At 61.7% G+C, this 22,884-nt stretch carries 24 protein-coding genes; 17 read left to right on the forward strand and 7 right to left on the reverse strand.

The features are described from left to right. The coding region (locus tag AC1DUB_RS21090; RefSeq protein ID WP_477731139.1) for an NAD(P)/FAD-dependent oxidoreductase at positions 1–1,250 on the reverse strand (1,250 nt) is incomplete at its 3' end. 112 nt (positions 1,251–1,362) lie between these two features. Here AC1DUB_RS21090 and AC1DUB_RS21095 point away from each other — a divergent pair. The 3 genes from AC1DUB_RS21095 to AC1DUB_RS21105 are packed head-to-tail and all read left to right on the forward strand — an operon-like array spanning position 1,363 to position 3,513. Continuing rightward, the gene (locus AC1DUB_RS21095; protein WP_477718837.1) at positions 1,363–2,145 is read left to right on the forward strand and encodes an SDR family oxidoreductase; all 783 of its coding nucleotides are present in this window, start codon (positions 1,363–1,365) and stop codon (positions 2,143–2,145) included. 10 nt (positions 2,146–2,155) lie between these two features. Beyond that, positions 2,156–3,058 (forward strand): DMT family transporter, encoded by a 903-nt coding sequence (locus tag AC1DUB_RS21100; RefSeq protein WP_477731140.1) that lies wholly within the window; start codon positions 2,156–2,158, stop codon positions 3,056–3,058. Positions 3,059–3,090: 32 nt separating this feature from the next. Continuing rightward, a complete protein-coding gene (locus tag AC1DUB_RS21105) occupies positions 3,091–3,513 on the forward strand; it encodes an acyl-CoA thioesterase (RefSeq protein ID WP_477731141.1) in 423 nt (140 codons plus the stop codon). 22 nt (positions 3,514–3,535) lie between these two features. Here AC1DUB_RS21105 and AC1DUB_RS21110 read toward each other — a convergent pair whose 3' ends face one another. After that, positions 3,536–4,159, reverse strand: coding sequence for a peroxidase-related enzyme (locus AC1DUB_RS21110; protein ID WP_477731142.1), 624 nt, complete (start codon positions 4,157–4,159; stop codon positions 3,536–3,538). 702 nt (positions 4,160–4,861) lie between these two features. Between AC1DUB_RS21110 and AC1DUB_RS21115 the strand changes: the two genes are divergently transcribed. The 8 genes from AC1DUB_RS21115 (at position 4,862) to AC1DUB_RS21150 (ending at position 12,781) form a co-directional block, all read left to right on the forward strand. Next, on the forward strand, positions 4,862–6,547 hold the full coding sequence (locus AC1DUB_RS21115; protein WP_477731143.1) for a PAS domain-containing protein: 1,686 nt from the start codon (positions 4,862–4,864) through the stop codon (positions 6,545–6,547). A 30-nt stretch (positions 6,548–6,577) separates the two neighbouring features. Next, complete coding sequence (locus AC1DUB_RS21120) at positions 6,578–7,813, forward strand: sensor histidine kinase (protein WP_477731144.1); 1,236 nt, start codon at positions 6,578–6,580, stop codon at positions 7,811–7,813. A gap of 5 nt (positions 7,814–7,818) precedes the next feature. Next, a complete protein-coding gene (locus AC1DUB_RS21125; protein ID WP_477731145.1) occupies positions 7,819–9,381 on the forward strand; it encodes a sensor histidine kinase in 1,563 nt (520 codons plus the stop codon). A 13-nt stretch (positions 9,382–9,394) separates the two neighbouring features. Beyond that, a complete protein-coding gene (locus AC1DUB_RS21130) occupies positions 9,395–10,534 on the forward strand; it encodes a sensor histidine kinase (RefSeq protein ID WP_477731146.1) in 1,140 nt (379 codons plus the stop codon). Then, on the forward strand, positions 10,531–10,983 hold the full coding sequence (locus AC1DUB_RS21135) for a response regulator (RefSeq protein ID WP_477731147.1): 453 nt from the start codon (positions 10,531–10,533) through the stop codon (positions 10,981–10,983). Before AC1DUB_RS21130 ends, AC1DUB_RS21135 begins: the two co-directional genes overlap by 4 nt. A 21-nt stretch (positions 10,984–11,004) precedes the next feature. Next, positions 11,005–11,448, forward strand: a complete 444-nt coding sequence (locus AC1DUB_RS21140; protein ID WP_477731148.1) for a response regulator — start codon at positions 11,005–11,007, stop codon at positions 11,446–11,448. A 301-nt stretch (positions 11,449–11,749) separates the two neighbouring features. Further along, on the forward strand, positions 11,750–12,139 hold the full coding sequence (locus tag AC1DUB_RS21145; RefSeq protein ID WP_477731149.1) for a carboxymuconolactone decarboxylase family protein: 390 nt from the start codon (positions 11,750–11,752) through the stop codon (positions 12,137–12,139). A gap of 279 nt (positions 12,140–12,418) precedes the next feature. Beyond that, positions 12,419–12,781 (forward strand): HPF/RaiA family ribosome-associated protein, encoded by a 363-nt coding sequence (locus tag AC1DUB_RS21150; RefSeq protein ID WP_477731150.1) that lies wholly within the window; start codon positions 12,419–12,421, stop codon positions 12,779–12,781. A 65-nt stretch (positions 12,782–12,846) separates the two neighbouring features. Here AC1DUB_RS21150 and AC1DUB_RS21155 read toward each other — a convergent pair whose 3' ends face one another. Together AC1DUB_RS21155 and AC1DUB_RS21160 are read right to left on the reverse strand one after the other, a co-directional pair. Then, positions 12,847–13,356 carry a DUF1993 domain-containing protein gene (locus AC1DUB_RS21155; RefSeq protein ID WP_477731151.1) on the reverse strand — a complete coding sequence of 170 codons (510 nt, stop codon included), beginning with the start codon at positions 13,354–13,356 and terminating at the stop codon, positions 12,847–12,849. Positions 13,357–13,490: 134 nt separating this feature from the next. Next, entirely contained in the window at positions 13,491–14,048 is a 558-nt protein-coding gene (locus AC1DUB_RS21160) for a helix-turn-helix transcriptional regulator (RefSeq protein ID WP_477717207.1), read from the reverse strand. 99 nt (positions 14,049–14,147) lie between these two features. On the opposite strand from AC1DUB_RS21160, the gene AC1DUB_RS21165 reads away from it, so the two are divergent. Next, positions 14,148–14,855 (forward strand): CoA transferase subunit A, encoded by a 708-nt coding sequence (locus tag AC1DUB_RS21165; RefSeq protein ID WP_477731152.1) that lies wholly within the window; start codon positions 14,148–14,150, stop codon positions 14,853–14,855. Between the two features lie 2 nt (positions 14,856–14,857). After that, on the forward strand, positions 14,858–15,493 hold the full coding sequence (locus AC1DUB_RS21170) for a 3-oxoacid CoA-transferase subunit B (RefSeq protein WP_477731153.1): 636 nt from the start codon (positions 14,858–14,860) through the stop codon (positions 15,491–15,493). 62 nt (positions 15,494–15,555) lie between these two features. Here AC1DUB_RS21170 and AC1DUB_RS21175 read toward each other — a convergent pair whose 3' ends face one another. From AC1DUB_RS21175 to AC1DUB_RS21185, 3 genes are read right to left on the reverse strand one after another with little or no spacing between them, the layout of a single operon-like run. Next, a complete protein-coding gene (locus AC1DUB_RS21175; protein ID WP_477731154.1) occupies positions 15,556–16,137 on the reverse strand; it encodes a MarR family winged helix-turn-helix transcriptional regulator in 582 nt (193 codons plus the stop codon). Beyond that, positions 16,134–17,339 (reverse strand): Gfo/Idh/MocA family protein, encoded by a 1,206-nt coding sequence (locus AC1DUB_RS21180; protein ID WP_477731155.1) that lies wholly within the window; start codon positions 17,337–17,339, stop codon positions 16,134–16,136. Before AC1DUB_RS21180 ends, AC1DUB_RS21175 begins: the two co-directional genes overlap by 4 nt. Next, positions 17,336–18,334 (reverse strand): PDR/VanB family oxidoreductase, encoded by a 999-nt coding sequence (locus AC1DUB_RS21185; RefSeq protein ID WP_477731156.1) that lies wholly within the window; start codon positions 18,332–18,334, stop codon positions 17,336–17,338. Before AC1DUB_RS21185 ends, AC1DUB_RS21180 begins: the two co-directional genes overlap by 4 nt. A 148-nt stretch (positions 18,335–18,482) precedes the next feature. Between AC1DUB_RS21185 and AC1DUB_RS21190 the strand changes: the two genes are divergently transcribed. From AC1DUB_RS21190 to AC1DUB_RS21205, 4 genes are all read left to right on the forward strand, one after another. Continuing rightward, positions 18,483–19,799, forward strand: coding sequence for a Rieske 2Fe-2S domain-containing protein (locus AC1DUB_RS21190; RefSeq protein WP_477731157.1), 1,317 nt, complete (start codon positions 18,483–18,485; stop codon positions 19,797–19,799). A gap of 75 nt (positions 19,800–19,874) precedes the next feature. Next, a complete protein-coding gene (locus AC1DUB_RS21195) occupies positions 19,875–20,858 on the forward strand; it encodes a Bug family tripartite tricarboxylate transporter substrate binding protein (RefSeq protein WP_477731158.1) in 984 nt (327 codons plus the stop codon). A gap of 8 nt (positions 20,859–20,866) precedes the next feature. After that, the gene (locus AC1DUB_RS21200; protein ID WP_477731159.1) at positions 20,867–21,859 is read left to right on the forward strand and encodes a substrate-binding domain-containing protein; all 993 of its coding nucleotides are present in this window, start codon (positions 20,867–20,869) and stop codon (positions 21,857–21,859) included. A gap of 36 nt (positions 21,860–21,895) precedes the next feature. Then, positions 21,896–22,861, forward strand: a complete 966-nt coding sequence (locus AC1DUB_RS21205) for an EamA family transporter (RefSeq protein ID WP_477731160.1) — start codon at positions 21,896–21,898, stop codon at positions 22,859–22,861. Positions 22,862–22,884 lie beyond the last annotated feature (23 nt).

A 22,884-nucleotide genomic window follows, 5' to 3' on the forward strand; every position in this document is an offset into this window, starting at 1 on the left:
CACTGCTCGATACCCGTCATGAAGGAGCCCATGTACAAGCCCTTCTTGAACCACGCCTTGAAGTTGCGCGACTGACCCAGCTCCTGCGCCAGCCAGCTGCTCGCATAGGCTTCGGGGTAGGCGCCCAGCTCGTCGTGCTGGCGGCCCGACGTGACGGCAGCATAGGCGGCCTCCGCGGCCAGCATGCCGCTCTTGATCGCTGCGTGGCTGCCCTTGATGCGCGCGGCATTGAGGTAACCCGCTTCACAGCCCACCAGTGCGCCGCCGGGGAACACCGTTTTGGGCAGGCTCAATGCGCCCCCGGCCGTGATGGCGCGTGCACCGTAGCTGATGCGCTTGCCGCCTTCCAGGTATTGCCTGATGCTGGGATGCGTTTTCCAGCGCTGCATTTCTTCAAAGGGGCTGAGGTAGGGGTTGGTGTAATCGAGGCCGGTGACCAGGCCCAGCGTGACCTTGTTGTCTTCCAGGTGGTACATGAAGCCGCCGCCATAGGTCCTGCTGTCCATGGGCCAGCCGGCGGTGTGAATGACGAGACCGGGTTTGTGTTTGGCCGGATCAATCTCCCACAGCTCCTTCACGCCCAGCGCATAGGCCTGCGGGTCCTTGCCTTCGTCCAGCTTGAAGCGGCTGATCAGCTGGCGGCCCAGGTGGCCGCGCGCGCCTTCGGCAAACACGGTGTACTTGCCATGCAACTCCATGCCCAGCTGGAAGTTGTCTGTCGGCTCGCCATCCTTGCCAATACCGAGGTTGCCGGTGGCGACCCCCTTCACCGAGCCGTCCTCGTTGTACAGCACCTCGGCGGCCGCGAAGCCAGGGAAAATTTCCACGCCGATGTTCTCGGCCTGCTGCGCCAGCCAGCGCACCACATTGCCCAGGCTGATGACGTAGTTGCCTTCGTTGTGCATGCAGTCGGGCACGAGAAAGGACGGCGTCCGGGTTGCGCCTGTTTCGCTGAGGAACAGGACTTCGTCACCCGTGACCGGCTGATTCAGCGGTGCGCCCAGCGCCTTCCATTCGGGAATCAGCTCGGTGATGGCCCTGGGATCCATCACGGCGCCCGAAAGAATGTGCGCGCCGGGCTCGGAACCTTTCTCGAGGACGACGACGGAAATGTCAGTTCCTTTTTCGGCCGCCAGCTGTTTCAGGCGGATCGCAGTCGCCAGCCCGCCCGGGCCGCCCCCTACAACAACAACGTCATATTCCATCGCTTCACGGGGACCAAACTGCGCCAGAATTTCTTGGGTATTCATCGGGGGACTCGCTGATAATGATTTGGATGATCGTTGCCTGTACCGCGGCAATTTTAAGTCGTGAATTCAGGCGCCCGGACGATCGTTCACTTTTAATCGAGAGGAGCCCCTAATGGCCTACAGCATCGATCTTTCAGGACGTGTCGCGCTGGTTACCGGCGCTTCTGGCGGTCTGGGTGCGCAGTTTGCCAAAACCCTGAGCCGCGCCGGCGCCGCCGTGGTGCTGGCAAGCCGCAGCCTGGACAGGCTCAAGGAGCTGCGCGCACAAATTGAGGCTGACGGCGGTGATGCGCACGTGGTGTCGCTCGATGTGATGGATCACGCCAGTATCAAGGCCGGCGTGGCCCATGCCGAGACCGAGGTGGGCCCCATCGACATCCTCGTCAACAACTCCGGCGTGAGCACCACGCAGCGCCTGCAGGATGTGGACGAGGAAGACTATGACTTCATCTTCAACACCAATGTCAAAGGTGCGTTCTTTGTTGCGCAGGAGGTTGGCAAGCGCATGCTCGCCCGGGCCAGGGGAGAGGCCCCGGGCACCTATGGCGGCGGGCGCATCATCAACATCGCGTCCATGGCCGGGCTGCGCGTGCTGCCGCAGATCGGCGTGTACTGCATGAGCAAGGCGGCCGTGGTGCAGATGACCAAGGCCATGGCGCTGGAGTGGGGCAAGTTCGGCATCAACGTCAATGCCATTTGCCCGGGCTACATCGACACCGAAATCAACCACCACCACTGGGAAACTGAGCAGGGCAAGAAGCTGGTGCAGATGCTGCCGCGCAAGCGCATCGGCAAGCCGGAAGACCTGGACGCGCTGCTGGTGATGCTGGCCAGCCGGGAAAGCCATTTTGTCAACGGTGCGGTGATCGCAGCAGATGACGGCTTTGCGACCTGAGCACTCGCGAATGACGGGCGGCATTTTGGCCGGTCTCCTTGCGGGCGCGCTGTGGGGGTTGGTGTTTGTAGTGCCGCGCATGTTGCCCGTGGGCCCCGGTGCCTACTCGTCGGTGGACCTGACGGCCGGGCGTTTTGCGGCGTATGGCGTGGTGGCCGCCGCGGTGATGCTGCTGGGCCGGCGCAGCCGGCGCCTGCCCACCGTGCGCCAGGCCTGGGCCGCCCTGGCCATGAGCGTGCTGGGGTTCAGTGCCTACTACCTGCTGCTGGTGCTGGCCATTCGCGATGCCGGCACCGAGGTGCCCACGCTGGTCATCGGCACCATTCCTTTATGGGTCATGCTGCTCGGCAAACCACACGGCCTGCGCTGGTCATCGCTGGTGCCCGGGCTGGCACTCACGCTGGCGGGCCTGCTGCTCATGATGGGTTCCACGCACGAGGCGGCGGATCAATCCACTATGCATTTTTGGCGCGGCGTTGTTCTGGTGACCGCCTCGCTGGTGTGCTGGACGGTGTTCGCCATTGTTAATTCCGCATGGCTCAAGCGGCATCCCGAGGTCAATGCCACCGATTGGGCCAACTGGCTGGGTGTGGCCACCGGCCTGGGCGCGGTGCTGATGTGGCTGGTGGCAGGCTCTGATGCGGCGGTGCTGATGGCGCGCGACGACCGCACCCTGTTTGTCCTCCTGTGCGTGGTGGCCGGGTTTGGCTCTACCTGGCTGGCCACCATTTTCTGGAACATCGCCAGCCAGCGGCTCAGCGCCAGCCTGTGCGGCCAGCTCATCGTCAGTGAAACCATTTTTGCCCTGCTGTATTCTTTTGCCTGGGATGGCCGTTGGCCCACAGCGGCACAGTTCATCGCCTGCGTGCTGTTCACGCTGGGCATTCTTGCCTCCATCCGGGCTCACCGCTGAATCACTTTTCCAAATTTTCCAAAATTCCCAACATGAAAATTGAAATTCCCGAGAAGAAAAAGCTGGTGCATGAAATGCGCATCCCGATCCGCTGGGGCGACATGGATGCGATGGGCCACCTCAATAACACCACTTATTTCCGCTACCTGGAAACCATACGCATCGACTGGATGTACGCCATTGGCTGTCAACCTGATCCGCAAGGCGAGGGCCCGGTGATCGTCAATGCTTTCTGCAATTTCTACAAGCAGCTCGAATACCCGGGCGATGTGCTGATCAAAATGTATGTGAGCGATCCGGGCCGGACCACCTTCGAAACCTGGGCCACCCTGGAACGTGTGGACGATCCGGGCGTGATTTGCGCCGCGGGCGGCGCCACCACGATCTGGGTGGACTTTCCCGCGCAGAAGGCTAAAACCCTGCCGGACTGGATGCGTCAGGCGGTTGAGGGCTGAATTTGCGTTAACTGCGGCGCGTTCAGGTTGGTTTGGCGGGTTTGGGAACGCGGCCCATCAGGTAGAACTCCGGGTTGGGTTGCATGCCGCTGAAATTTGCCATGCGGTTTGACAAGCCAAAAAATGCCGTGATGGCCGCGATGTCCCAGGCGTCCTCATCGTCGAAACCATGGGCATGCAGGGCTTTAAAGTCGCTGTCTTCCATCTCGTCGGAACTCAGGCACACCTTCATCGCAAAGTCGAGCATGGCGCGCTGGCGCGGCGTAATGTCGGCCTTGCGGTAGTTCACCGCCACCTGGTCGGCTACCAAAGGTTTCTTTTCATAAATGCGCAGGATGGCGCCGTGCGCCACCACGCAGTACAGGCAGTGGTTGGCCGCGCTGGTCGTCGTCACGATCATCTCGCGCTCGCCCTTGGTCAGCGAGCCCGTGGGGTGGGAGCCTTCCTCTTTCAGCATCAGCGCGTCGTGGTAGGCGAAGAAAGCGCGCCACTCGGCGGGCCGCCGGGCCAGCGCCAGAAACACGTTGGGCACAAAGCCGGCTTTTTCCTGCACCTCCAGCACCTTGGCCTTGATGTCTTCGGGCAGGTTTTTCAGTTCTGGCGCGGGGTAACGGGGCGTGGCAGTCGGGGTAGCGGGTTTTGTCATGAACTTGTCCTTGATCCGGGTTAATGATCCGGGTTGAAACGGCAACACCGCCATAACGTAACTGCAATGAATTTTAAACTTGCCCGCAGATTCCCCGGCCGAGGCTGCTTCACGTCAACCCAGGAGCCCCCGCACGAGCAACAACACCCATCCCGTACAGGTATGGACCATTGGCGTCAGGCATTCCTGTCGCGGACAGCCAGAACTCCATTGCTGCCGGCCCGCACGCCCCTATCCTGCGGTCCGAAGCCTGTCGCGGCGCGCCGCCGGCCCCGCTTGCCCGAGCTCTTGCTGCAAGTGATTGCCCTGCGTGGTGCAGGCCGGTCCGTGCCCGTGCATGGACACGCGCATGGACAGGCCGCAGCATTGCGCGTATGCTTCCAAAAAAATAATTGTCTTTCGGTACGGTGCGGTCTGGCGAGCACAGTGGCATTCAGGACCACGCGGCAGCTTGCGACGCATGCGTATGACGTAAGGAGGAGCGGAATGGCCCATGTGGTCCTCGCAGTCCAGTGAACGGCACATGTCAAGCGCCGCACTGTCGTTTTCCAGCCCGCAGGCACCATCCAGCGCCAGCGTTCTGCGCTGCCGAAATGTGCCTGCGCGTGGCCGCACGAACCGATGGTGTAGCGCCAGGTATTTTCATCGAGGCGCGATAGCGCCCGCGGTTCGTTTGCCAACCCCTGTCTGGAGGAGCCCTCTATGGATGTTCATGCCGGGTCAATGATGGCGCGCAATGATGCGCCAATAACGCCGCAAGGCGAGCAATCGGCCTTCCTGCAAAACATCCTCGAATCATCTACCGAGTACTCGATCATCGGCAAGGATCTCACCGGCAAGATCCAGCTCTGGAACGCCGGTGCACGCCGCTTGTATGGCTACGAGCCGGAAGAGGTCATTGATAAAGCCAACTCGTCCATGCTTCATACGCCGGAGGACATCGCCACCGGCAAGCCGGTCCAGATCATGGCCGCCGCCCTGCAAGCCGGTAAATGGGAGGGCACCATCACGCGGGTCCGCAAAAGCGGTGAGCAATTCACCGCGCGCGTCGTCATCACGCCACGCCGCGACGCAGCGGACAAGCCCGTCGGCTTCCTGCTCATCTCGAAAGACATCTCGGATGAAATCCGCCTGACGGAAGAACTCCAGGCCACGCAGTTCTATGCGCGCAGCCTGATCGAGGCCAGCCTGGACCCACTGGTCACCATCAGCCCGGAAGGCAAGATCACCGACGTCAATGAAGGCTCCATCAAGGTCACCGGCGTGCCGCGCGAGAAGCTGATCGGGACCGATTTCTCGGACTACTTCACCGAGCCGGACAAGGCGCGCCAGGGGTACCGGGAGGCGTTTTCCAAGGGAGCGGTCACCGACTATCCGCTCACCATCCGGCACACGGACGGACGGCTCACGGACGTCCTCTACAACGCTGCGGTCTACAAGGATGTCCGGGGGAGCGTTCTCGGCGTGTTCGCGGCCGCACGCGACGTGACGCAAAGCCGCAAGGCGGAGCAGAGATTCCGGACCCTCATCGAGTCGGCTCCGGATGCAATGGTGCTGGCCAACCAGGAGGGCATCATCCTCCTGGTGAACAACCAGACCGAAAGCTTGTTCGGTTATGAGCGTGACGAGATACTCGGGCAATCCGTTGAGATCTTCGTCCCGAACCGTTATCGAAAGGGCCACCCAGGACACCGGGGGAAATTCTTCGCCGAACCGCGCCTGCGTCCCATGGGGGCGGGCGTCGAACTGTGGGGTGTTCGCAAGGACGGAAGTGAGTTCCCGATCGAGATCAGTCTCAGCCCGATCGAAAGCCCACAGGGTTTGACCGTCGCGGCAACCATTCGGGACGTAACCGTACAGAAAACAGCCTCCCAATATGCCCGGAGCCTGATCGAGTCAAGCCTGGACCCGCTGGTCACCATCAGCGCAGAAGGCAAGATCACCGACGTCAATGCGGCTTCTGCCGAGATCACCGGCTTGCCGCGCGAGAAGCTGATCGGGACCGACTTTTCCGACTACTTCACCGAGCCGGAAAAGGCGCGCGAAGGTTACAAGCAGGTCTTCGAAAAAGAATCGGTCTCCGACTATCCGCTGACCATTCGCCATTGCAACGGCAAGCTCACCGACGTGCTGTACAACGCCTCGGTATACAAGGACACGCGCGGCAATGTGCTGGGCGTGTTCGCCGCCGCGCGCGACGTGACGGCACAGAAGAAGGCCGAGGCCGAGGTCGCCGAGCAGCGAACCAAGGAGCTGGAGCGGCTGGCGGAACTGGAGCGCTTCCAGAGGCTCACCGTCGGGCGTGAACTCAAGATGATCGAGCTCAAAAAGGAGATCGAAGAGCGCAAGCGGGAGATCGAGGAGCTCAAGAAAACCGGGGGCGGGTGACAGACCATGCCAACGAAGACGGCGCAAAGCATGGATGCTGAACAGCAGTTCAGCCAGGCCGACTACGCGAAGGCGGTGGTCAACATCCTGGAGGACGCCGCAGGCGAAAGAGCCCTGCTGGAGCGGACGCAGAAGGCTGTTCTCAACATACTGGAAGATTCCGGTGCCGAAAAGCTGCGCCTCGAGGAGATGCAAAAGGCGGTGCTCAATATCCTTGACGATCTCGCGGGGGAGGTGAGCGAGCGTACGCGCCTGGAGGATCGGTTTCGTGCGCTGCTGGAAACCGCGCCAGACGCGATCGTCATCGTCAACGAGGCGGGATGCATGGTTCTGGTGAACGCGCAAACGGAGAAGCTGTTCGGCTATGCCCGCAGCGAACTGCTGGGCCAGATGGTCGAGATGCTGCTGCCCGAGCGGTTCCGGGGGCTCCATCCCCAGCACCGGATGCGCTTCGGTTCGGAGCCGCGGGTCCGGCCGATGGGCGCCGAACTGGAGCTGCAGGGGCTGCGCAAGGACGGGAGCGAGTTTCCGACTGAAATTCTCCTGAGCCCGGTGAACACGGACGAGGGCATCCTCGTCTCGGCGGCCATCCGCGACGTTTCGCGGACCAAGGACATCGAGCACCAGATCCGGACTTCGCTGAAGGAAAAGGAGGCGCTGCTGCAGGAGATTCACCACCGGGTAAAGAACAATCTGCAGATCATCGCCAGCTTGCTGTCGCTGCAATCGGGCTACATCCGCGATCCGCAGACGCTCATGCAGTTCCAGGAAAGCCAGGGTCGCATCCGCTCCATGGCCCTCATCCACGAAAAGCTTTACCAGTCGGAGACGCTGGCAACGGTGGACCTGGCGGACTACGTGCAGACCCTCGTGAGTATTCTCATGCGCACCTACACCTCCAATGCCAAGGTGAAACTGGAGTTCCGGCTTGAACCGGCGGCGGTTAGCATCGATACCGCGGTGCCTGTGGGCCTGATGCTCAACGAACTCGTGACCAACGCGCTCAAGTATGCGTTCCCCAATGGCCGTCCGGGGCTCCTGCTCGTGATGCTGAATACTGAAGCGGACGGGAAATTCGCCCTGCGCGTGCACGACGACGGCGTCGGGCTGGCGCCGGACTTTCAGCTGGAGCAGGCCAATACACTGGGCCTGCGGCTGGTCAGGATGTTCACCAGGCAATTGCGCGCCGACGTGACGCTGCGCTCAAGGCCCGGCCACACAGCGTTCGACATTCGATTCAAGGAGGCGGCGGTCAAGTCGCCGTGAAGACCATGGAACAGTTGCTGGGCAAAACCCGTGTGCTCGTGGTCGAAGATGAGATCGTCGTCTCGGAAGACCTGCAGCAACGGCTGGTGGGGCTCGGCTTCGAAGTCGCCGGAGCGGCGGACACCGCGGCCGATGCCATCCGGATCGCCACCACCATGCGGCCCGACGTCGCCCTGATGGACATCATGTTGCACGGCCGGCCCGAAGGCATCGACGCCGCCGAACACCTGCGTGGCGAGCTGGACATCCCGGTCATCTACCTCACGGCGCACAGCGATTCGGCTACCTTGCAACGAGCCCGGCTCACCGACCCGGCGGGCTATATCGTCAAGCCGTTTGATGATCTGCAGCTGCGTGTGGCCATCGAGCTGGCGCCGATGCGGCATGAGATGGAGCGCAAGGCGCGCCGGGTCGCGCGGTGGTTGACCGCCACGTTCACGAGCATTGGCGACGCCGTCATCGCCACCAACACCCGTGCCGAGATCCTGCTGCTCAATCCCGCCGCGGAAAAGCTGACCGGCTGGACGCAGGATGAGGCCGCCGGTAAACCATGCGGCGAAGTCGTGCGTCTGATGAAACAGGGCGCCGCCCAGCCCCTGGAAGACCCGGCCGCGCGCGCCCTGCGCCACGGCGTGGTCGTCCGCTTGGACCCAGACACCGTGCTGATCACGCGCACGGGGGAGGAGCGCTACGTGGATGACAGCGCTTCGCCCATTACCGACGAGACCGGCAAGATCATCGGTGCTGTCGTGGTGATGGTCGAAACCACGGACCGGGGCACCGCGAAGAGCCGCGAACAGGCCTTGACGCGCCAGGTGGTGCAGCTGCTAGCCGAGAAGGAGCAGCAGGAGGTGCTCGGTGCCCAGCTGGAAACCTTCGCCGCTGCCGTGAGCCACGACTTGCGCGCGCCGCTGCTGGCAATTTCCGGCTTCTCCGAGCTGCTCGCCAATAAGCATCGTGACCAGCTCGACTCGTCAGGACAATTGTTCCTCGATCGCGTTCAGGCAGGCGCGCTCCAGATGAAACGCATGATGGAGGACTATCTGCTTTTTCTGAAGTCGAACCGCGCGCCATCGCTTCGTCTGGCGGCGGTGGACCTGAAGCGCATGGCGCAGGAAGTTTTCGACGACCTTGCCTCCGTGCCTGGCCAGAAACCGGTGCAGTTCGTGTGCGAAACGCTACCGCAGGCCTGGGCTGACGAGACCATACTCCGGCATGCGCTGGTCAACCTGCTCGGCAACGCGCTCAAGTATTCGTCGCAATGCGAACAACCGGTGGTGGAAGTCGGCGCCACAGCAGACGGTGAAGCAGGCGAAAACTTTCATACCTACTTTGTCCGTGACAACGGTGCGGGCCTGGATCTGGCGAGCGCAGCGAAGCTCTTTGAGCCGTTCCAACGCTTCCATAGCGCGGCCGAATTCCCCGGTACCGGGGTGGGGCTGGCCATTGTCAAGCGCATCGTTGAGAGCCATGGCGGAGGGATCCGGGCAGAGAGCCGGCCAGGCGCCGGCGCTACATTTTTTTTCACCCTGCCGGCGAGAGCTCCCAGCGAGCCGAAGCCAGCGTGATGCGAGCCCTGCGATGAATTCAGCCACGCTTCTCCTCGCCGAAGATCAGGCGGCGGTCACCACCGATCTTGGGGCCCGGCTCGCGCACAATGGCTACAAGGTCTGCGGCATCGCAGCCTCGGGCGAGGAGGCACTCGCCCTGGCGCGCCTGCATCGGCCAAGACTCGCGTTGATGGACATTGGAATCCGGGGCGAGATGAACAGCATCCAGACCGCCGAGATCCTGCGCCACGAACTGGACGTGCCGGTGATCTTCCTCTCCGCGCACTCCGACGAGGCAACGCTGCAGCTTGCCAAGCTCACTTTCCCCTACGGCTTCCTCGTGAAACCTTTCGGCGAGCGCGAACTGCAACTCAGCATCGAAGCGGCCCTCCACAAGCACGAGTGTGAACGCCAGCTCGCCGCCGCGCATCTGGAAATCCGTCGCCTCAACGCCAGCATCGAACAAGGTGTGAGCGAGCGAACGGCGGAACTGGAAGCGGCGCTGACGGAGATCGAGGGCTTCGTGCATGCCGTCGCACATCACCTGCGTTCACCGCTGCGTGCCATGGAAGGCTATTCGCATCTGCTGCTGACCCGGTACGCCGCCAACCTTCCGGATCCGGCCTTGCGATTTCCAGGGGTGATTGCCAGCAGTGCCAAGCACATGGCGCGCCTGGTGGATGACCTGCTTTCGTTCGTCAACCTGCGGCAACAGACCTTGTCTCCCACACGTGTGGATGTCGCAGCCGCCGCGCGCGAAGTCATGGGCGAGTTGATGGCTGCGGAACCCGGCCGCCTCGTGGATGCCCACATCGAGGAACTACCCGACTGTCAGGCCGACCCCGCACTACTGCGGCGGCTCCTGGTCGCGCTGCTCTCCAACGCGCTCAAGTTCAGCCGCGACCGCCAGCCGGCGGTCATCACGGTGGGTGCCCAGCTGAACCAGCATGTCTATTTCGTTCGCGACAACGGCATCGGCTTCGACCCTCGCTACGCCGACAAGCTGTTCAAACTGTTCAGCCAGCTGAATCTGCCCGAGGCTTACGAAGGCACCGGCGCAGGCCTGGCGATGGCCCTGCGCATCGCCGAACGCATGGGCGGCCGTATCTGGGTGGAGTCATCCCCCGGGTGTGGCGCCACATTTTTCTTCAACCTACCGGTCCCATCATGAAAATTTTCGCACCAGACATCTTGTTGGTTGAAGACAGTCAAAGTGACGTCGATCTGTTCATGCTCGCTCATCAGATGAATGAGTCGGCCACGACCATCAGGGTCGCGCGTGATGGCTTCGAGGCGGTGGAAGTCCTCCTCGGTGGCGAACAACGACCCTGGAACGCCCAGGACGCCTTGCCCCGACTGGTGTTGCTTGACCTGAACATGCCAAGGCTCAACGGGTTTGAAGTGCTGGAGCGGCTGCGTGCCGATGAGCGCACACGGCAGCTTCCCGTGGTGATCTTCAGTGCGTCCGATCAAAGGTCGGACAGACTTGAAGCCGAGCGCCTTGGCGCCAATGGCTACGTCCGCAAACCTGTGGAGTTCGAACATTTGTGCGAAACCCTGGCGCAGTTCGAACGCGACTGGCTGAGCGCAGACCTTGCGCCACAGCATCCGCCGGAATGATTGTGAAAGGGGTCACTCACCATGAACATCTCCGCGCCTGACATACTGCTGGTTGAAGACAGCCCCACTTCAGCCGAACTATTCGTGTTTGCCCTCGAGGCCAACCAGTCCAGCGCCACCATCCAGGTCGTGCGCGACGGCGTGGAAGCCCTGGACTTCCTGCTCGATGGTGATGGGGCGGCCCGGCCCGGGAGCACCAGCAACGCCCTGCCTCGTCTGGTGTTGCTCGATCTTCACATGCCGAGGCTCGACGGGTTCCAGGTGCTGGAGCGTCTGCGTGCCGATGAACGGACGCGGTTGCTTCCGGTGGTGATCCTGAGTTCCTCCGACCAGGAGTCGGATAAGCGCGAGGCCTACCGGCTTGGCGCCAACGGCTACATCTCCACGCCCGTGGGGTTCAAGAATTCTTGTGAAATCATCGCCCAACTCGAACGCGAGTGGCTGGGGGCAGCCGGAGAAAATTGACACATGCAAAAGGAGCGGGCAGATGCAGGTTCAAGTCACCTTCAAGTCAACGTCAAGTCAACTGCAACCACCCATCCATACCGGGGAATTGTTCGGGCGCTGCGCCACCAGGGGGCTGAAGGCATCGCTCAGCCGTTCAGGCCATGTACGGCGCCCGTGCAGAGCCGGGCTGCTGCGTCCAGGTCTGAACCTGCGTAAGGCCGGTTGCCCAATCAGAACGGGCGCGCTATGCCCCGGTTTGAAATTCACCAGATAGCCCATCTTGCCCAGCGGCTATCCTCGGGATTTTTTGGAGCACAGCATGACGCCTCCCGCAGACAAGGATTTCGACAAAGGCCTCGCCACCCGCAAGCAGGTGATGGGTGAGGATTTCGTTGCCAACGCCTTTGGCAAGGCCACGGATTTTTCCATGCCCATCCAGCGCTACATCACCCGCAATGCCTGGGGCGACGTATGGCAGCGGCCGGGACTGGACCTGAAGACGCGCAGCCTGATCACGGTGGCAATGCTGACCGCCCTGGGAAAGCAGCATGAGCTCAAGGGGCATGTGCGCGGCGCGCTTAACAATGGGGTGACGCCGGAGCAGTTGCAGGAGGTGTTGCTGCACGCCAGCATTTATTGCGGTCTGCCTGCCGCGGTAGAGGCTTTTCGCACGGCGGCTGAGGTGGTGGATGCACCTAAAGCCGGTTGAAGTATTGAACTTTGCGGCTATTTGGCGTAAACCAGTGAAAACGGGTTCGAGAAGCCATAAATCCAGGAGCAAGTATTGCAACGCGACAGTGCACGATAGGGCTCAATGGGGCTCAATAGGGCCGGGATGCCCTTACTTTCACCAAGGACGGGACATGCACACTCCGGCGCGGGTGGCGCGCACAATGGGCTTACCAGTCGCCTGCGCGTGCGGCTCCATCACAGCGCCGCCCCTGCTGCCAGCAGGCCCGCGCCGCAATTTCCTGAAGGGGAAATACACATGCAAATTCAGGTCAATTCCAACCACACCATCCACACTGGCGAAGCATTTGAACGCTGGGCCACCACAGAGTTGAACGAATCGCTGAGCCGTTTCAAGGGTGACATTACCCGCGTGGAAGTGCATATGAGTGACGACACCGGCGACGGGGCCGGCGCGGATTCCAGGCGCTGCGTGATGGAAGCGCGTCTGGCGCACCACGACCCCTTGACCGTCAACCACCATGCACCCAGTCAGGACGAGGCCTTCCGTGGCGCCAGCGACAAACTCAAGCGTTTGATCGAACACGCACTCGGCAAACTGCGCGACCAGCACCGTGGGCGCAAGTCGATTCGCCGTGAGGTGGACTCCGGCGAGGCGTGAGCAGATGCAGGCCCGGCGAGCGCGCTACCGGCTATAGGCTATCGGGTTGGTGGCGTCGGTTGAAGTCAGTTAAAACTTCCGAGGAAGTCCATCTTGCCCAGCGGCACACCCTGGTTGCGCAAGATGGCATAGGCCGTGGTGGCGTGGAAGTAAAAGTTGGGCATCACAAAATTGAGCAGGTAGGGCTCACTGGGGAAACTCATTTCCTTGCCGCGTATCTTGAGGGTGATGGTGCCGCCTTCGCTGGCATTGATTTGCGCCTCGCTCACCGTCCCCATGAACGCGATGGTGTTGGCGATACGGGCCTGTAGTTCCTCAAACGTGGTTTCGGTGTCGGCCATGCTTGGCGGCGTGACACCGCCAAGCCGTGCAATGCCAAACTTGGCTGCGTCGCTGGCACCCTGAATCTGGCCCGTCAGCGGGTACATGTCGGGGGCGAGGCGGGCATTGACGTAAGTGGCCAGGTCGATGTTGTTGGCCTCGGCGTGGGCTCTGGCTTTTTCCAGCACGGCGGCCAGGTTGTTGAAGCCGCGGGTGAAGACTGGCACGGAGGCCTGGTAGAGGGTGAGTGGCATAAAGGGCTCTTGGCTAGGGTGGGTGAATCGGACGGGGAGAAAATGCTGGAGTCGATTCTGTTCCCATCCGCAAAATCGTGCTGGCCGTCAACGAAAGCAACCCATTTTGCGGCGGGCCTTGCAGGCGCGGCCGCTTATGCGCCCGCCATAAGCTTGTGCACCAGGTCGGCCGTGGTGGAGGCTTTGTACTTGCGCATCAGGCGGGCCCGGTAAATCTCCACGGTGCGGTGGCTGATGACCAGCGCGCGGCCGATTTCCTTGGAGGTCAGGCCGTCCATCAGGTGGGCGGCAACCTCGCGTTCACGTGCCGTGAGTACCGCCGTCACCGGGCGGCGCGAACTCAGGTCTTCAAAGGTCCAGATGCCGGCTTCATGCGGTGCGCTGCGGTTCAGGGCGCGCCCGGTCACATGGCACCAGAAGGTTTCGCCCTTGTTGCGGCCATCCACCCGCTTCATGATGCGGTCGTCGGCATACAGGCCCCTGGTATTGAGTATGGGAATCATGCGGGCGCCAATGCGCTCGTACTCGTCCACGCTCGGGTAAAGCACCAGAAAGGACTGGCCGACCAGTTGCTCTCGCGAGGCGCCAAACATCTCGCACAAATGCTGGTTGCAGTCCACAATGGAGCGGTTTCGGGACAACACGAGCCCGACGGGCGCCAGATCGAAAGCGAGTTGGTAATCGACTTCCATGGGGGCTAACCTTTACGAAAAACTACGTATCTGAATACGTAGTATCGTAGCGGATTGTTCCCCGTTGAACCACCGCTGAATTACATCAGGAGACTATTTGTGAACAAACTCTTTCCCTCCGCGGCCGAGGCCCTTCAGGGCGTGGTCAAGGACGGCCAGTTGATGGCCGTTGGCGGCTTTGGCCTATGCGGCATTCCCGAAGCCCTGATTGACGCGCTGAAGGGCAGCGGCGTGAAGAACCTCTCGGTTATTTCCAACAATGCCGGCGTGGACGGCTTCGGCCTGGGCAAGCTGCTGGAAACGCGGCAGATCAAAAAAATGATTTCCAGCTACGTCGGCGAGAACAAGGAGTTCGAGCGCCAGTATCTGGCAGGCGAGCTGGAGCTCGAGTTCACGCCCCAGGGCACGCTGGCCGAAAAGCTGCGCGCCGGTGGCGCCGGCATCCCGGCCTTTTTCACCAAGACCGGCGTCGGCACGCAGGTGGCCGAGGGGAAGGAATTGCGCGAATTCGACGGCGAGACCTATGTGATGGAGCGCTCGCTGGTGCCCGACGTGGCCCTGGTCAAGGCGCATGTGGCCGATAAGTCCGGGAACCTGCGCTTCAACCTCACGGCCCGTAATTTCAACCCGGCCGCCGCGATGGCCGGCAAGGTCTGCATCGTCGAGGTGGAGAAGGTCGTCGAAGTCGGCGAGCTGGCGCCCGACGACATCCACCTGCCGGGCATTTACGTGCACCGCATCGTGCTCAATGCGAACCCCGAGAAGCGCATTGAAAAGCGGACCATTACCGAGAAAGCAGGAGTTTGACCATGCCTTGGACCCAAGACCAGATGGCGGCACGCGCCGCCCAGGAACTCGAAGACGGTTTTTACGTGAACCTCGGCATCGGCATCCCGACCCTGGTGGCCAATTTCACCGGCGACAAGGAGGTGTGGCTGCAGTCCGAAAACGGCATGCTGGGCATTGGCCCGTTCCCGACAGAAGATCAGGTTGACGCGGACCTGATCAATGCCGGCAAGCAGACGGTCACCACCATCAAAGGTTCGTCCATCTTCGGCAGCCATGACAGCTTCGCGATGATTCGTGGCGGCAAGATCAACCTGTCCATCCTGGGCGCCATGCAGGTCAGTGAAAAGGGCGACCTGGCCAACTGGATGATTCCGGGCAAGATGGTCAAGGGCATGGGCGGCGCCATGGACCTAGTCGCCGGCGTGAAGCGCGTGATCGTCCTGATGGAGCATGTCGCCAGGAAGAAAGACGGCACCGAGGACATGAAGATCCTGCCCCAATGCACACTGCCACTGACGGGTGTGGGCGTGGTCGACCGCATCATCACCGATCTGGCGGTGATGGACGTGACGCCGCAGGGCCTCAAGGTGATGGAACTTGCGCCTGGCGTGACGAAAGAATCGCTGCAAGCCAAAACCGGCGTCAAGCTGATCTGATCTGATCTGACTTGATCAGCCCCAGGCTGAAAAAGTAAAAACCGCCGGCCTGCGATTCACCGTCAGGCGGCGGCTTTTTTGCCTTTTACCGGCGCCGGGCTTTTGCGCGGCTTTCCCGATGAGTCTGCAGGTTTGGCTGCCGCAGCCTTGCGCCTGGCGGGCGGGGCTTGCAGTAGTTCATCGGCGGCCAGATTCTCGATCATGGCGAGCAATACCTTGCGGGTGATCCTGATCTCGTCGGCAGCAATGCCCTCAATGCTCACGTTGTTGGTTTCCTCCGCCAGGGGCACGAGCTTTTTCTTCAGTGCGCGGCCTTCGCTGCTCAGATAGACATACACATTCTTCTTGTTGGTAGGTAGCTGCTTGCGAATGATGTAGCCCAGAGCTTCCATGGCCTTCATCGCGGAAAAGGTGGTGGGCTCCATCACGCCGGCGCGCTCGCTGAGCTCTTTTTGCGTGAGACCGTCGGACTCCCAGAGGATGCGCAGAAAAGTCCAGTGGCCAAACGGCACCCCATGCTGCGCCAGGCGGACCTGCAGGGCCCTGTGAAAGGCGCGCGAAGCGTCGCGGATCAGGTGCGCGAGGCGGTCATTGGGAACGGCTTCGCGCCAGTGGCGGATGATGCTCTGGGTGTCATTGCTCATGAATTGATATTGTGACCGACTTGATGCCCGGGATGGCACTCTTTGCCCGACCTTGCCGATTCCAGAATGGACAGACAGACAGCCGTGGTAGCCCGTGCCCATTCGCCGCTGTGAACAGCCCGGCGGCCATCGACCAGGGTTTCATGGAGTTCGTCAATCACTTCCTGGCGGGGAATGGCGGGGCAGGGAAGGGGTTCGAAAATTTTCTCACGGTCGGTGTAGACGGCAATGCCCAAAGGACCCGGGCGCAGGTCTGCTTTTTCGCAGCTGACGATGACTTGCCCGAAATGCTGATGCGCCGCTGCCTGGGGTTGGGGCAAGGTCATGGACGGAACGTAGAGGCTGCCACCGTAGTTGCGTGCCGCTTTCAGCGCGGCTTCCTCGGTGGAGGTGGCAGCGCCCTGCAGCCGCTTGCGCGCAGCGCCGTAGTCGCTCTGGCTTTTGGCCTGGCCCATCTCGCCGATGTTGTCCATCAGCTCGTCCGAATCGTAGTGTCCGTAGCCGCTGTAGGTGGTGGACGCAAAGGCGCCACCTTCAAATCCCAGCAGGGCGCTGTAAGCACCCTCGGTGGGGCGGGCAGGGTCCCACGCACCGGTGTGGGCGCGCACGCTGTTGACCAGCCCGCCACCGAGCAAGCGGACGATGTCCATCTGGTGTGTTGCCTGGCTGTGAATCACGCCACCGCCGGCCCGTGTGTCCAGCTCTTCCGGGCGGCGCGGCCGGTAGAGGAAGTCGGTGAAGTTCAGCGCTGAAATCATCCGGACGTTGCCGTAGAGCCCGCTGTCAATGATTTCCCGGGCGCGCCGGATGGGCGCATTGAAGCTGTGGCTGTGACCGACGATGAGATGGACGCCCGCGCTGCGGGTCGCTTCAATCATGCGCGTGCATTCATCCAGTGTGAGCGCCATCGGTTTTTCCACCAGCACGTGCTTGCCGAAGGAGGCCGCCAGGCACACGTGGGCCGCATGAAACTGATGCGGAGAGGCGATGTAGATCACCTGAACCGCAGGGTCGGCGCACAGGGCTTCCATCGAGTCGTACGTTGGGGCGCCAAAATCCCTTTCAAACTGCGCCCTGGCGGCAGGCAAGGGGTCAGTCGCCGCCACCAGTTTGACGCGGCTGTCGTGCACAAACGTGGGCAGCATGAGCGTAAAGGCCCGGCCCAACCCGACGATGCCGATTTGCAGGGTGCGCTTTTTCATAAGTCCAGTACGAGTTCGGAAGATTTTGCACGCGACACGCAGACCATGATCTGGTGCGTCTTGTCGTCGTCGCTCAAGACCATGTCCCGGTGTTCGGCTTCGCCCGCCAGCAGCGTGGTGCGGCAAGACCCGCAGGTGCCGCTTTCACACGAACTGGTCACATGATGGCCGCAGGCCCGCAGCGCCTGCAGAATGCTTTGCCCCGCGTCCACCGGCACATTGACGCCGGTCTTGTGCAGGCGCACGGTGAATGCGGTGTCGGCCGCGTAGACGCTGGCATCAACGCCAAAACTCTCAAAGTGGATCGAGCCGGATGGCCAGTGGCCCGACATGTCGGCCACCGCGTCCATCAGGCCGCGCGGGCCGCAGCAATACACATGCGCGCTGCCCGGGGTTTCGAACACCGGCCACAAGTCCAGGGCTTTGCTGGCGTCGCCGTGGTTATGGTGCAACTGCACGTGCTCCGCGAATTCTGGCCCGGTCAACTCCTGCAGAAATGCCGTGCCGTCGGCGTCCCGGGTGCAGTAGATCAGCTTGAACGGATTGCGCCCCTGCCTTTTGAGATGCCGCATCATGGACAAAACCGGCGTGATGCCGATGCCCCCGGCAATGAACAGAAAGCTCGAGGCCCGTGGGTGCAATTCGAAGTTGTTGCGCGGCGCGCTGACCGCCAGCAACTGGCCCACCTGCACATCGTCGGCCATGCTGATGGAGCCGCCGCGGCCCGCGGCGTCGCGCTTGACGGCAATCTGGTAGCAACTGGTGTCAGCCGGGTCGCTGCACAGGGAGTAGTTGCGCCGGGCGCCATTGGGCACCTGAACCGTGAGATGCGACCCCGCCGTGAAGGCCGGCAAATCCAGACCCTCCGGATGGCGCAATTCGAACAGGTAAATGCCTTGCGCAACAGCTTCCTTGCGCACGACCTTGAGATTGAAAAAATCCGGCTCGGCCGGTGTGCCGCCCGCGCTCGCGCCGACGTCAGGGTTAACGCTCATCGTGGCCTTTCGTAAACAGTCTTGACAAATCTGGAAATCGCGAATAATCTTAGTCATCTAAGAATAATCTTCCTGGCCGGGATTTGCAAGCGGTTTTTTTGTTTTGGTTTTTAGTTGACGTCAGTCAATCGATTTGAGGAATTTAGAGATGTTGACCTTTGAAGAAAATGAGTTGTTGTGCCGCGTTGAAGGCAACGCGCCCATGGGCCAGTTGATGCGCCGCCACTGGACGCCGGTCTGCCTGATTGAAGAAGTCAGTGAGCCCGACGGCACACCCATCAAGGCCCGGATGTTTGGTGAGGACCTGGTGGTGTTTCGCGATACCAATGGCCGCGTGGGCGTGATGGACGAATACTGCCCGCATCGGCGCGTATCACTGGTGTTCGGCCGCAACGAGGACTGCGGCCTGCGCTGCCTGTACCACGGCTGGAAGATGGACGTCGAGGGCAATGTGCTTGAAATGGTGTCGGAGCCTGCGGCCAGCGGCATGGCGCAAAAGGTCAAGCACCTGGCCTATCCCACCAGGGAGTGGGGCGGCTTTGTCTGGGCCTACATGGGGCCGCCCGACACGCTCCCCGAATTTCAGCCGCCGGCCTGGGCTCCTACTGCAGACACGCAGGTGACGGTCGCGAAAGCCATCATTCCCTGCAACTGGGCGCAGATCCTGGAAGGTGCCATTGATTCGGCGCACAGCTCCAGCCTGCATTCGTCGGACATGGTGCCCGCCCGCGTTGACACCGCCAAGGCGACCGACACCAACTGGCTGCGGCCGTCCACCGACAAGGCGCCCCGCATGCAGGTGGAGCGCGGCGCCTATGGTTTCCGGTATGCGGCCATACGCCGGCCCATCAGCAATGCGGCCGCGAACGATTACGTTCGTTCAACCGTCTTCGTGGCCCCGGCTACTGCGCTGATTCCGCCCAACAACCTGTACAACGTGGCCAATATCAACGTGCCAATGGACGACACCCATACGGCGTTTTATTTCATCGCCTGGGGTCATCCCTCTCAAACCCCGGAAACCGCCACCTGGCGGAAGTTCCTGGGCCAGCAGGTGGGGGTTGATCTCGATGAAAAATACATGCCGCTGCGCAACCGCGGCAACCACTTCTGGCAGGACCGCGCCGCGATGAAGGCGGGCAACTTCACGGGCATCACCGGTTTTCCCAACCAGGATATTGCGATGTGGGTGACCATGGGGCCCATTGCCGACCGCACCCACGAGCGGCTGGGCGCCAGTGACCTGGCTGTGGTGGAGTTTCGCCAACAGATGCTGGAGGCTGTGCGTGCATTTCAGGCCGGCGGGACCGCCATCGGTACGGGTGAGGCCCGCATACCGTCCAGTGTGTGCGCGTTTCAGGCCATCGTTCCCAAAACCACCGATTGGCGCGTTTTCCCCGCGTCTCACGTCTGGGACTCAGGCGCGCCTGCGCTCGAGCCTTCTTATTCCACGTCTGCCCAGTAGGGCTGACGTATCTATCCTGACCCTGACCCTGACCCTTGCCCTTGCCCTTGCCATGAAACCAAACGGAGACATTCCATGAAACCACGGCGTATTTTTTTGCTCGCCACCGCGTTGCTGACGGCTTCCACAATACTGTTGTCCATCGGCGCGCGCGCCCAGGGCGCATACCCCAACAAACCCATCAAGTTCGTGGTGCCCTATTCGGCAGGTGGACTGCCTGACACCGTGGCGCGCATTTTTGCGCAGCGCCTGGGTGACAAGCTAGGTCAGTCGGTGGTGGTGGACAACAAGCCTGGCGCCAATGGCGTGGTGGCCGCGCAGGTGCTGGCCACATCGCCCAAAGACGGTTACACCTTCCTGGTCACCGACGGTTCGATGTTCTCCATCAACCCAACGATCTACAAGAATCTGGGCTACGACTATAAAAGGGACTTCATGCCGGTGTCCCTGGCGGCGCGGGCTCCGCTGTACCTGGCGGTGCATCCCAAGGTGCCCGCCAACACCCTGCAGGAGTTCATTGCCCTGGCCAGGGCCAAACCGGGTACGCTGAACTACGGCTCTTCCGGCATCGGCAGCACGCACCACCTGACGATGGAAGCAATGAAAGGCTCGCTTGGCCTGGACCTGACGCACGTTCCTTTCAAGGGTTCCGGGCAGTCGGTCCCCGCGCTGATTGGCGGCCAGGTGGAGGTGCTGTTTTCGGCGCTGCCTTCGCTGTCTGGTTTTGTGAAAGCGGGGCAGGTCAAACTGCTGGCCACCAATGCGGCGCAGCGCTCCAGCCAGGCAGCCGGTGTGCCCGCCATTGCCGAGATCATTCCAGGGTTTGACTTTGCACCCATCGTGGGTGTACTGGCCGCCACCGGCACGCCGGCCAGCATCGTTGAGCGCATCAGCGCGGAAATGGCGCAGATTGCCAAAATGCCCGAGGTGATACAGATACTCAACAATGCCGGCATCGACCCGATCGGCAGCGGACCTGCTGACTACAACAAGGCCATCCTGGGCGAAAACGAGCGCCTGGCCAAAGCCATCATCGCCGCAGGCATCAAATCGGAGTAACCATCTACATGTCAAAACTTAAACTGAGCTTCGGCTGCTGGAACTATGACCGCACCCGTGCCTTGATGGACGGGAGCGTGCAGCCTGACGGCATTGACCTGAATTACCTCAACATGCCGGTCGAGGAAACCTTTTTTCGCATGCTCAGGCACAAGGAGTTCGAGGTGGCCGAGATGTCGCTGTCTTCCTACACGGTGTCGCTGTTCAGCGGGGCGCGGCCGTTTGTGGCGATTCCTGTCTTCCCCTCGCGCTTTTTTCGGCACTCCTGCATTTATGTGAATGCCAAATCGGGCATCCGTGAAGCCCGGGATTTGATTGGCAAGCGCGTCGGCAACCCCGAATACCAGATGACCGCCCCGGTCTGGATTCGCGGCATTTTGTCCGACCACTACGGCGTGCCGGTGGACAGCGTCACCTACTTCACTGGCGGCGAAGAAGAACCGGGGCGGCCCGAAAAGATCAAGCTTGATTTGCCGCCGAATATCAGGGTGGAACGCATTGGCCCTGAACAGACACTGGCGCAGATGCTGCTTGACGGCGAGATTGATGCGCTCTATACCGCGCGCATGCCGTCGAGTTTTCTGAAGGGCGGTGGCCGGGTCCTGCGCCTGTTTGAAGACTACGAGCAGGTGGAGCGCAACTACTTCAGGGAAACCGGAATATTTCCCATCATGCACACGGTGGCGATTCGTCGCGACGTGTACGAGGCCAACCGCTGGGTCGCGCGCTCCATGATGAAAGCGCTGGAGGAGTCCCAGCGCCGCACTTACGAAGACCTGTACGAAACCGCTGCGCTCAAGGCCATGCTCCCCTGGCTGACCTCGCACGTGGAACAGGTCAGGCGGGAGATGGGCGAAGACTTCTGGCCCTATGGTTTTGAGAAGAATGAGGAAACCCTGCGAACCTTCCTGCGCTACTCGTTTGAGCAAGGCCTCTCCAGGCGACTGCTCGAGCCGCGTGAACTGTTTGCCCCCGAATCGCTTGAAGCATTCAAGATCTGACGCGTGATGGCGCCCACGTGCCGGGTCCGGCGGCCGATGTCTGATGCCCTCATCGGCTACCTGCTGGCGGCGGGGGCCTTGTTGCTCTTCGCCACATCCACTCTGATCACCAAGGTCGCCTCCAGCCGCATTCCGCTTGACCTGGGGTTTTTGATTGCGACGGTCGTGAATGTTGTTTTTTCCGCGCTGGGTTTTGCGGTTCAACTCGCTGTGCGGGGCGGCGGCGTGCAATGGAATGCGCAGGCCTTCTGGCTGTTTGTGCTGGCGGGCGCATTTTCCACCTACCTGGGGCGATGGTTTTTTTACGAGTCGGTGGTCCGTTTCGGCCCGGCCAGAGCCAGCCTGTTCCAGGTGAGCAGCCCGCTATTTGCGGCCGTGATGGCATGGCTGTTGCTTGGCGAACATCTGACGCTGCTGGTCGCCGGAGGCATGGCGATGACCATTGGCGGCTTGATTCTGGCAAGTTACAAGCCGGGATTCTTCGTTCGCCGGCAATCCGTCCCTGATATGGCGTCCCGCTCGGACGCGGCCCCCATCACGGCCAGGGCGACCGTGCATGAGCGTCTGCTGGAGTCGGCCCTGTTGCTTGGTTTGGGCAGCTCATTGGCGTATGCGATTGGCAATGTGCTGCGCGGCGCCGCCGTGCGCAACTGGAACGAACCCATCCTGGGCGCGCTGGCGGGTGCGGTGTGCGGGCTGGTGTTGCACCTGGCCTTCAGCGCCGGCAAACGTGAGCTTGCCGCCCGCTTTCGCTCTGCCAGCCGCAGCGGTGCATGGCTGTACGCACTGATCGGCGTGTGCACGATTTCCGCGCAGATCTGCGTGATCAGCTCCATGCGCTACATCCCGCTGGCGGTTGCCACCCTGGTGACGCTGTGCACTCCGCTTCTGGTCTTTCCGCTCAGCCATCTGTTGTTCAAAGACCAGGAGGACATCACGGCCACCACCGTGCTGGGCAGTGCCTTGACCTTGCTGGGTATAGTCATCATCGTGATGCGCTGAGCTGATGGGTTGTGGCTGCGGCA

The organism is Polaromonas sp. P4_F9 (genome assembly GCF_056401235.1).

Bases quoted from the DNA above. Each gene is read 5' to 3' on its own strand.
- AC1DUB_RS21095 (WP_477718837.1), top strand. From the start codon at position 1,363: ATGGCCTACAGCATCGATCTTTCAGGACGTGTCGCGCTGGTTACCGGC.
- AC1DUB_RS21100 (WP_477731140.1), top strand. From the start codon at position 2,156: ATGACGGGCGGCATTTTGGCCGGTCTCCTTGCGGGCGCGCTGTGGGGG.
- AC1DUB_RS21105 (WP_477731141.1), top strand. From the start codon at position 3,091: ATGAAAATTGAAATTCCCGAGAAGAAAAAGCTGGTGCATGAAATGCGC.
- AC1DUB_RS21110 (WP_477731142.1), bottom strand. From the start codon at position 4,159: ATGACAAAACCCGCTACCCCGACTGCCACGCCCCGTTACCCCGCGCCA.
- AC1DUB_RS21115 (WP_477731143.1), top strand. From the start codon at position 4,862: ATGGATGTTCATGCCGGGTCAATGATGGCGCGCAATGATGCGCCAATA.
- AC1DUB_RS21120 (WP_477731144.1), top strand. From the start codon at position 6,578: ATGGATGCTGAACAGCAGTTCAGCCAGGCCGACTACGCGAAGGCGGTG.
- AC1DUB_RS21125 (WP_477731145.1), top strand. From the start codon at position 7,819: ATGGAACAGTTGCTGGGCAAAACCCGTGTGCTCGTGGTCGAAGATGAG.
- AC1DUB_RS21130 (WP_477731146.1), top strand. From the start codon at position 9,395: ATGAATTCAGCCACGCTTCTCCTCGCCGAAGATCAGGCGGCGGTCACC.
- AC1DUB_RS21135 (WP_477731147.1), top strand. From the start codon at position 10,531: ATGAAAATTTTCGCACCAGACATCTTGTTGGTTGAAGACAGTCAAAGT.
- AC1DUB_RS21140 (WP_477731148.1), top strand. From the start codon at position 11,005: ATGAACATCTCCGCGCCTGACATACTGCTGGTTGAAGACAGCCCCACT.
- AC1DUB_RS21145 (WP_477731149.1), top strand. From the start codon at position 11,750: ATGACGCCTCCCGCAGACAAGGATTTCGACAAAGGCCTCGCCACCCGC.
- AC1DUB_RS21150 (WP_477731150.1), top strand. From the start codon at position 12,419: ATGCAAATTCAGGTCAATTCCAACCACACCATCCACACTGGCGAAGCA.
- AC1DUB_RS21155 (WP_477731151.1), bottom strand. From the start codon at position 13,356: ATGCCACTCACCCTCTACCAGGCCTCCGTGCCAGTCTTCACCCGCGGC.
- AC1DUB_RS21160 (WP_477717207.1), bottom strand. From the start codon at position 14,048: ATGGAAGTCGATTACCAACTCGCTTTCGATCTGGCGCCCGTCGGGCTC.
- AC1DUB_RS21170 (WP_477731153.1), top strand. From the start codon at position 14,858: ATGCCTTGGACCCAAGACCAGATGGCGGCACGCGCCGCCCAGGAACTC.
- AC1DUB_RS21175 (WP_477731154.1), bottom strand. From the start codon at position 16,137: ATGAGCAATGACACCCAGAGCATCATCCGCCACTGGCGCGAAGCCGTT.
- AC1DUB_RS21180 (WP_477731155.1), bottom strand. From the start codon at position 17,339: ATGAAAAAGCGCACCCTGCAAATCGGCATCGTCGGGTTGGGCCGGGCC.
- AC1DUB_RS21185 (WP_477731156.1), bottom strand. From the start codon at position 18,334: ATGAGCGTTAACCCTGACGTCGGCGCGAGCGCGGGCGGCACACCGGCC.
- AC1DUB_RS21190 (WP_477731157.1), top strand. From the start codon at position 18,483: ATGTTGACCTTTGAAGAAAATGAGTTGTTGTGCCGCGTTGAAGGCAAC.
- AC1DUB_RS21195 (WP_477731158.1), top strand. From the start codon at position 19,875: ATGAAACCACGGCGTATTTTTTTGCTCGCCACCGCGTTGCTGACGGCT.
- AC1DUB_RS21200 (WP_477731159.1), top strand. From the start codon at position 20,867: ATGTCAAAACTTAAACTGAGCTTCGGCTGCTGGAACTATGACCGCACC.
- AC1DUB_RS21205 (WP_477731160.1), top strand. From the start codon at position 21,896: ATGTCTGATGCCCTCATCGGCTACCTGCTGGCGGCGGGGGCCTTGTTG.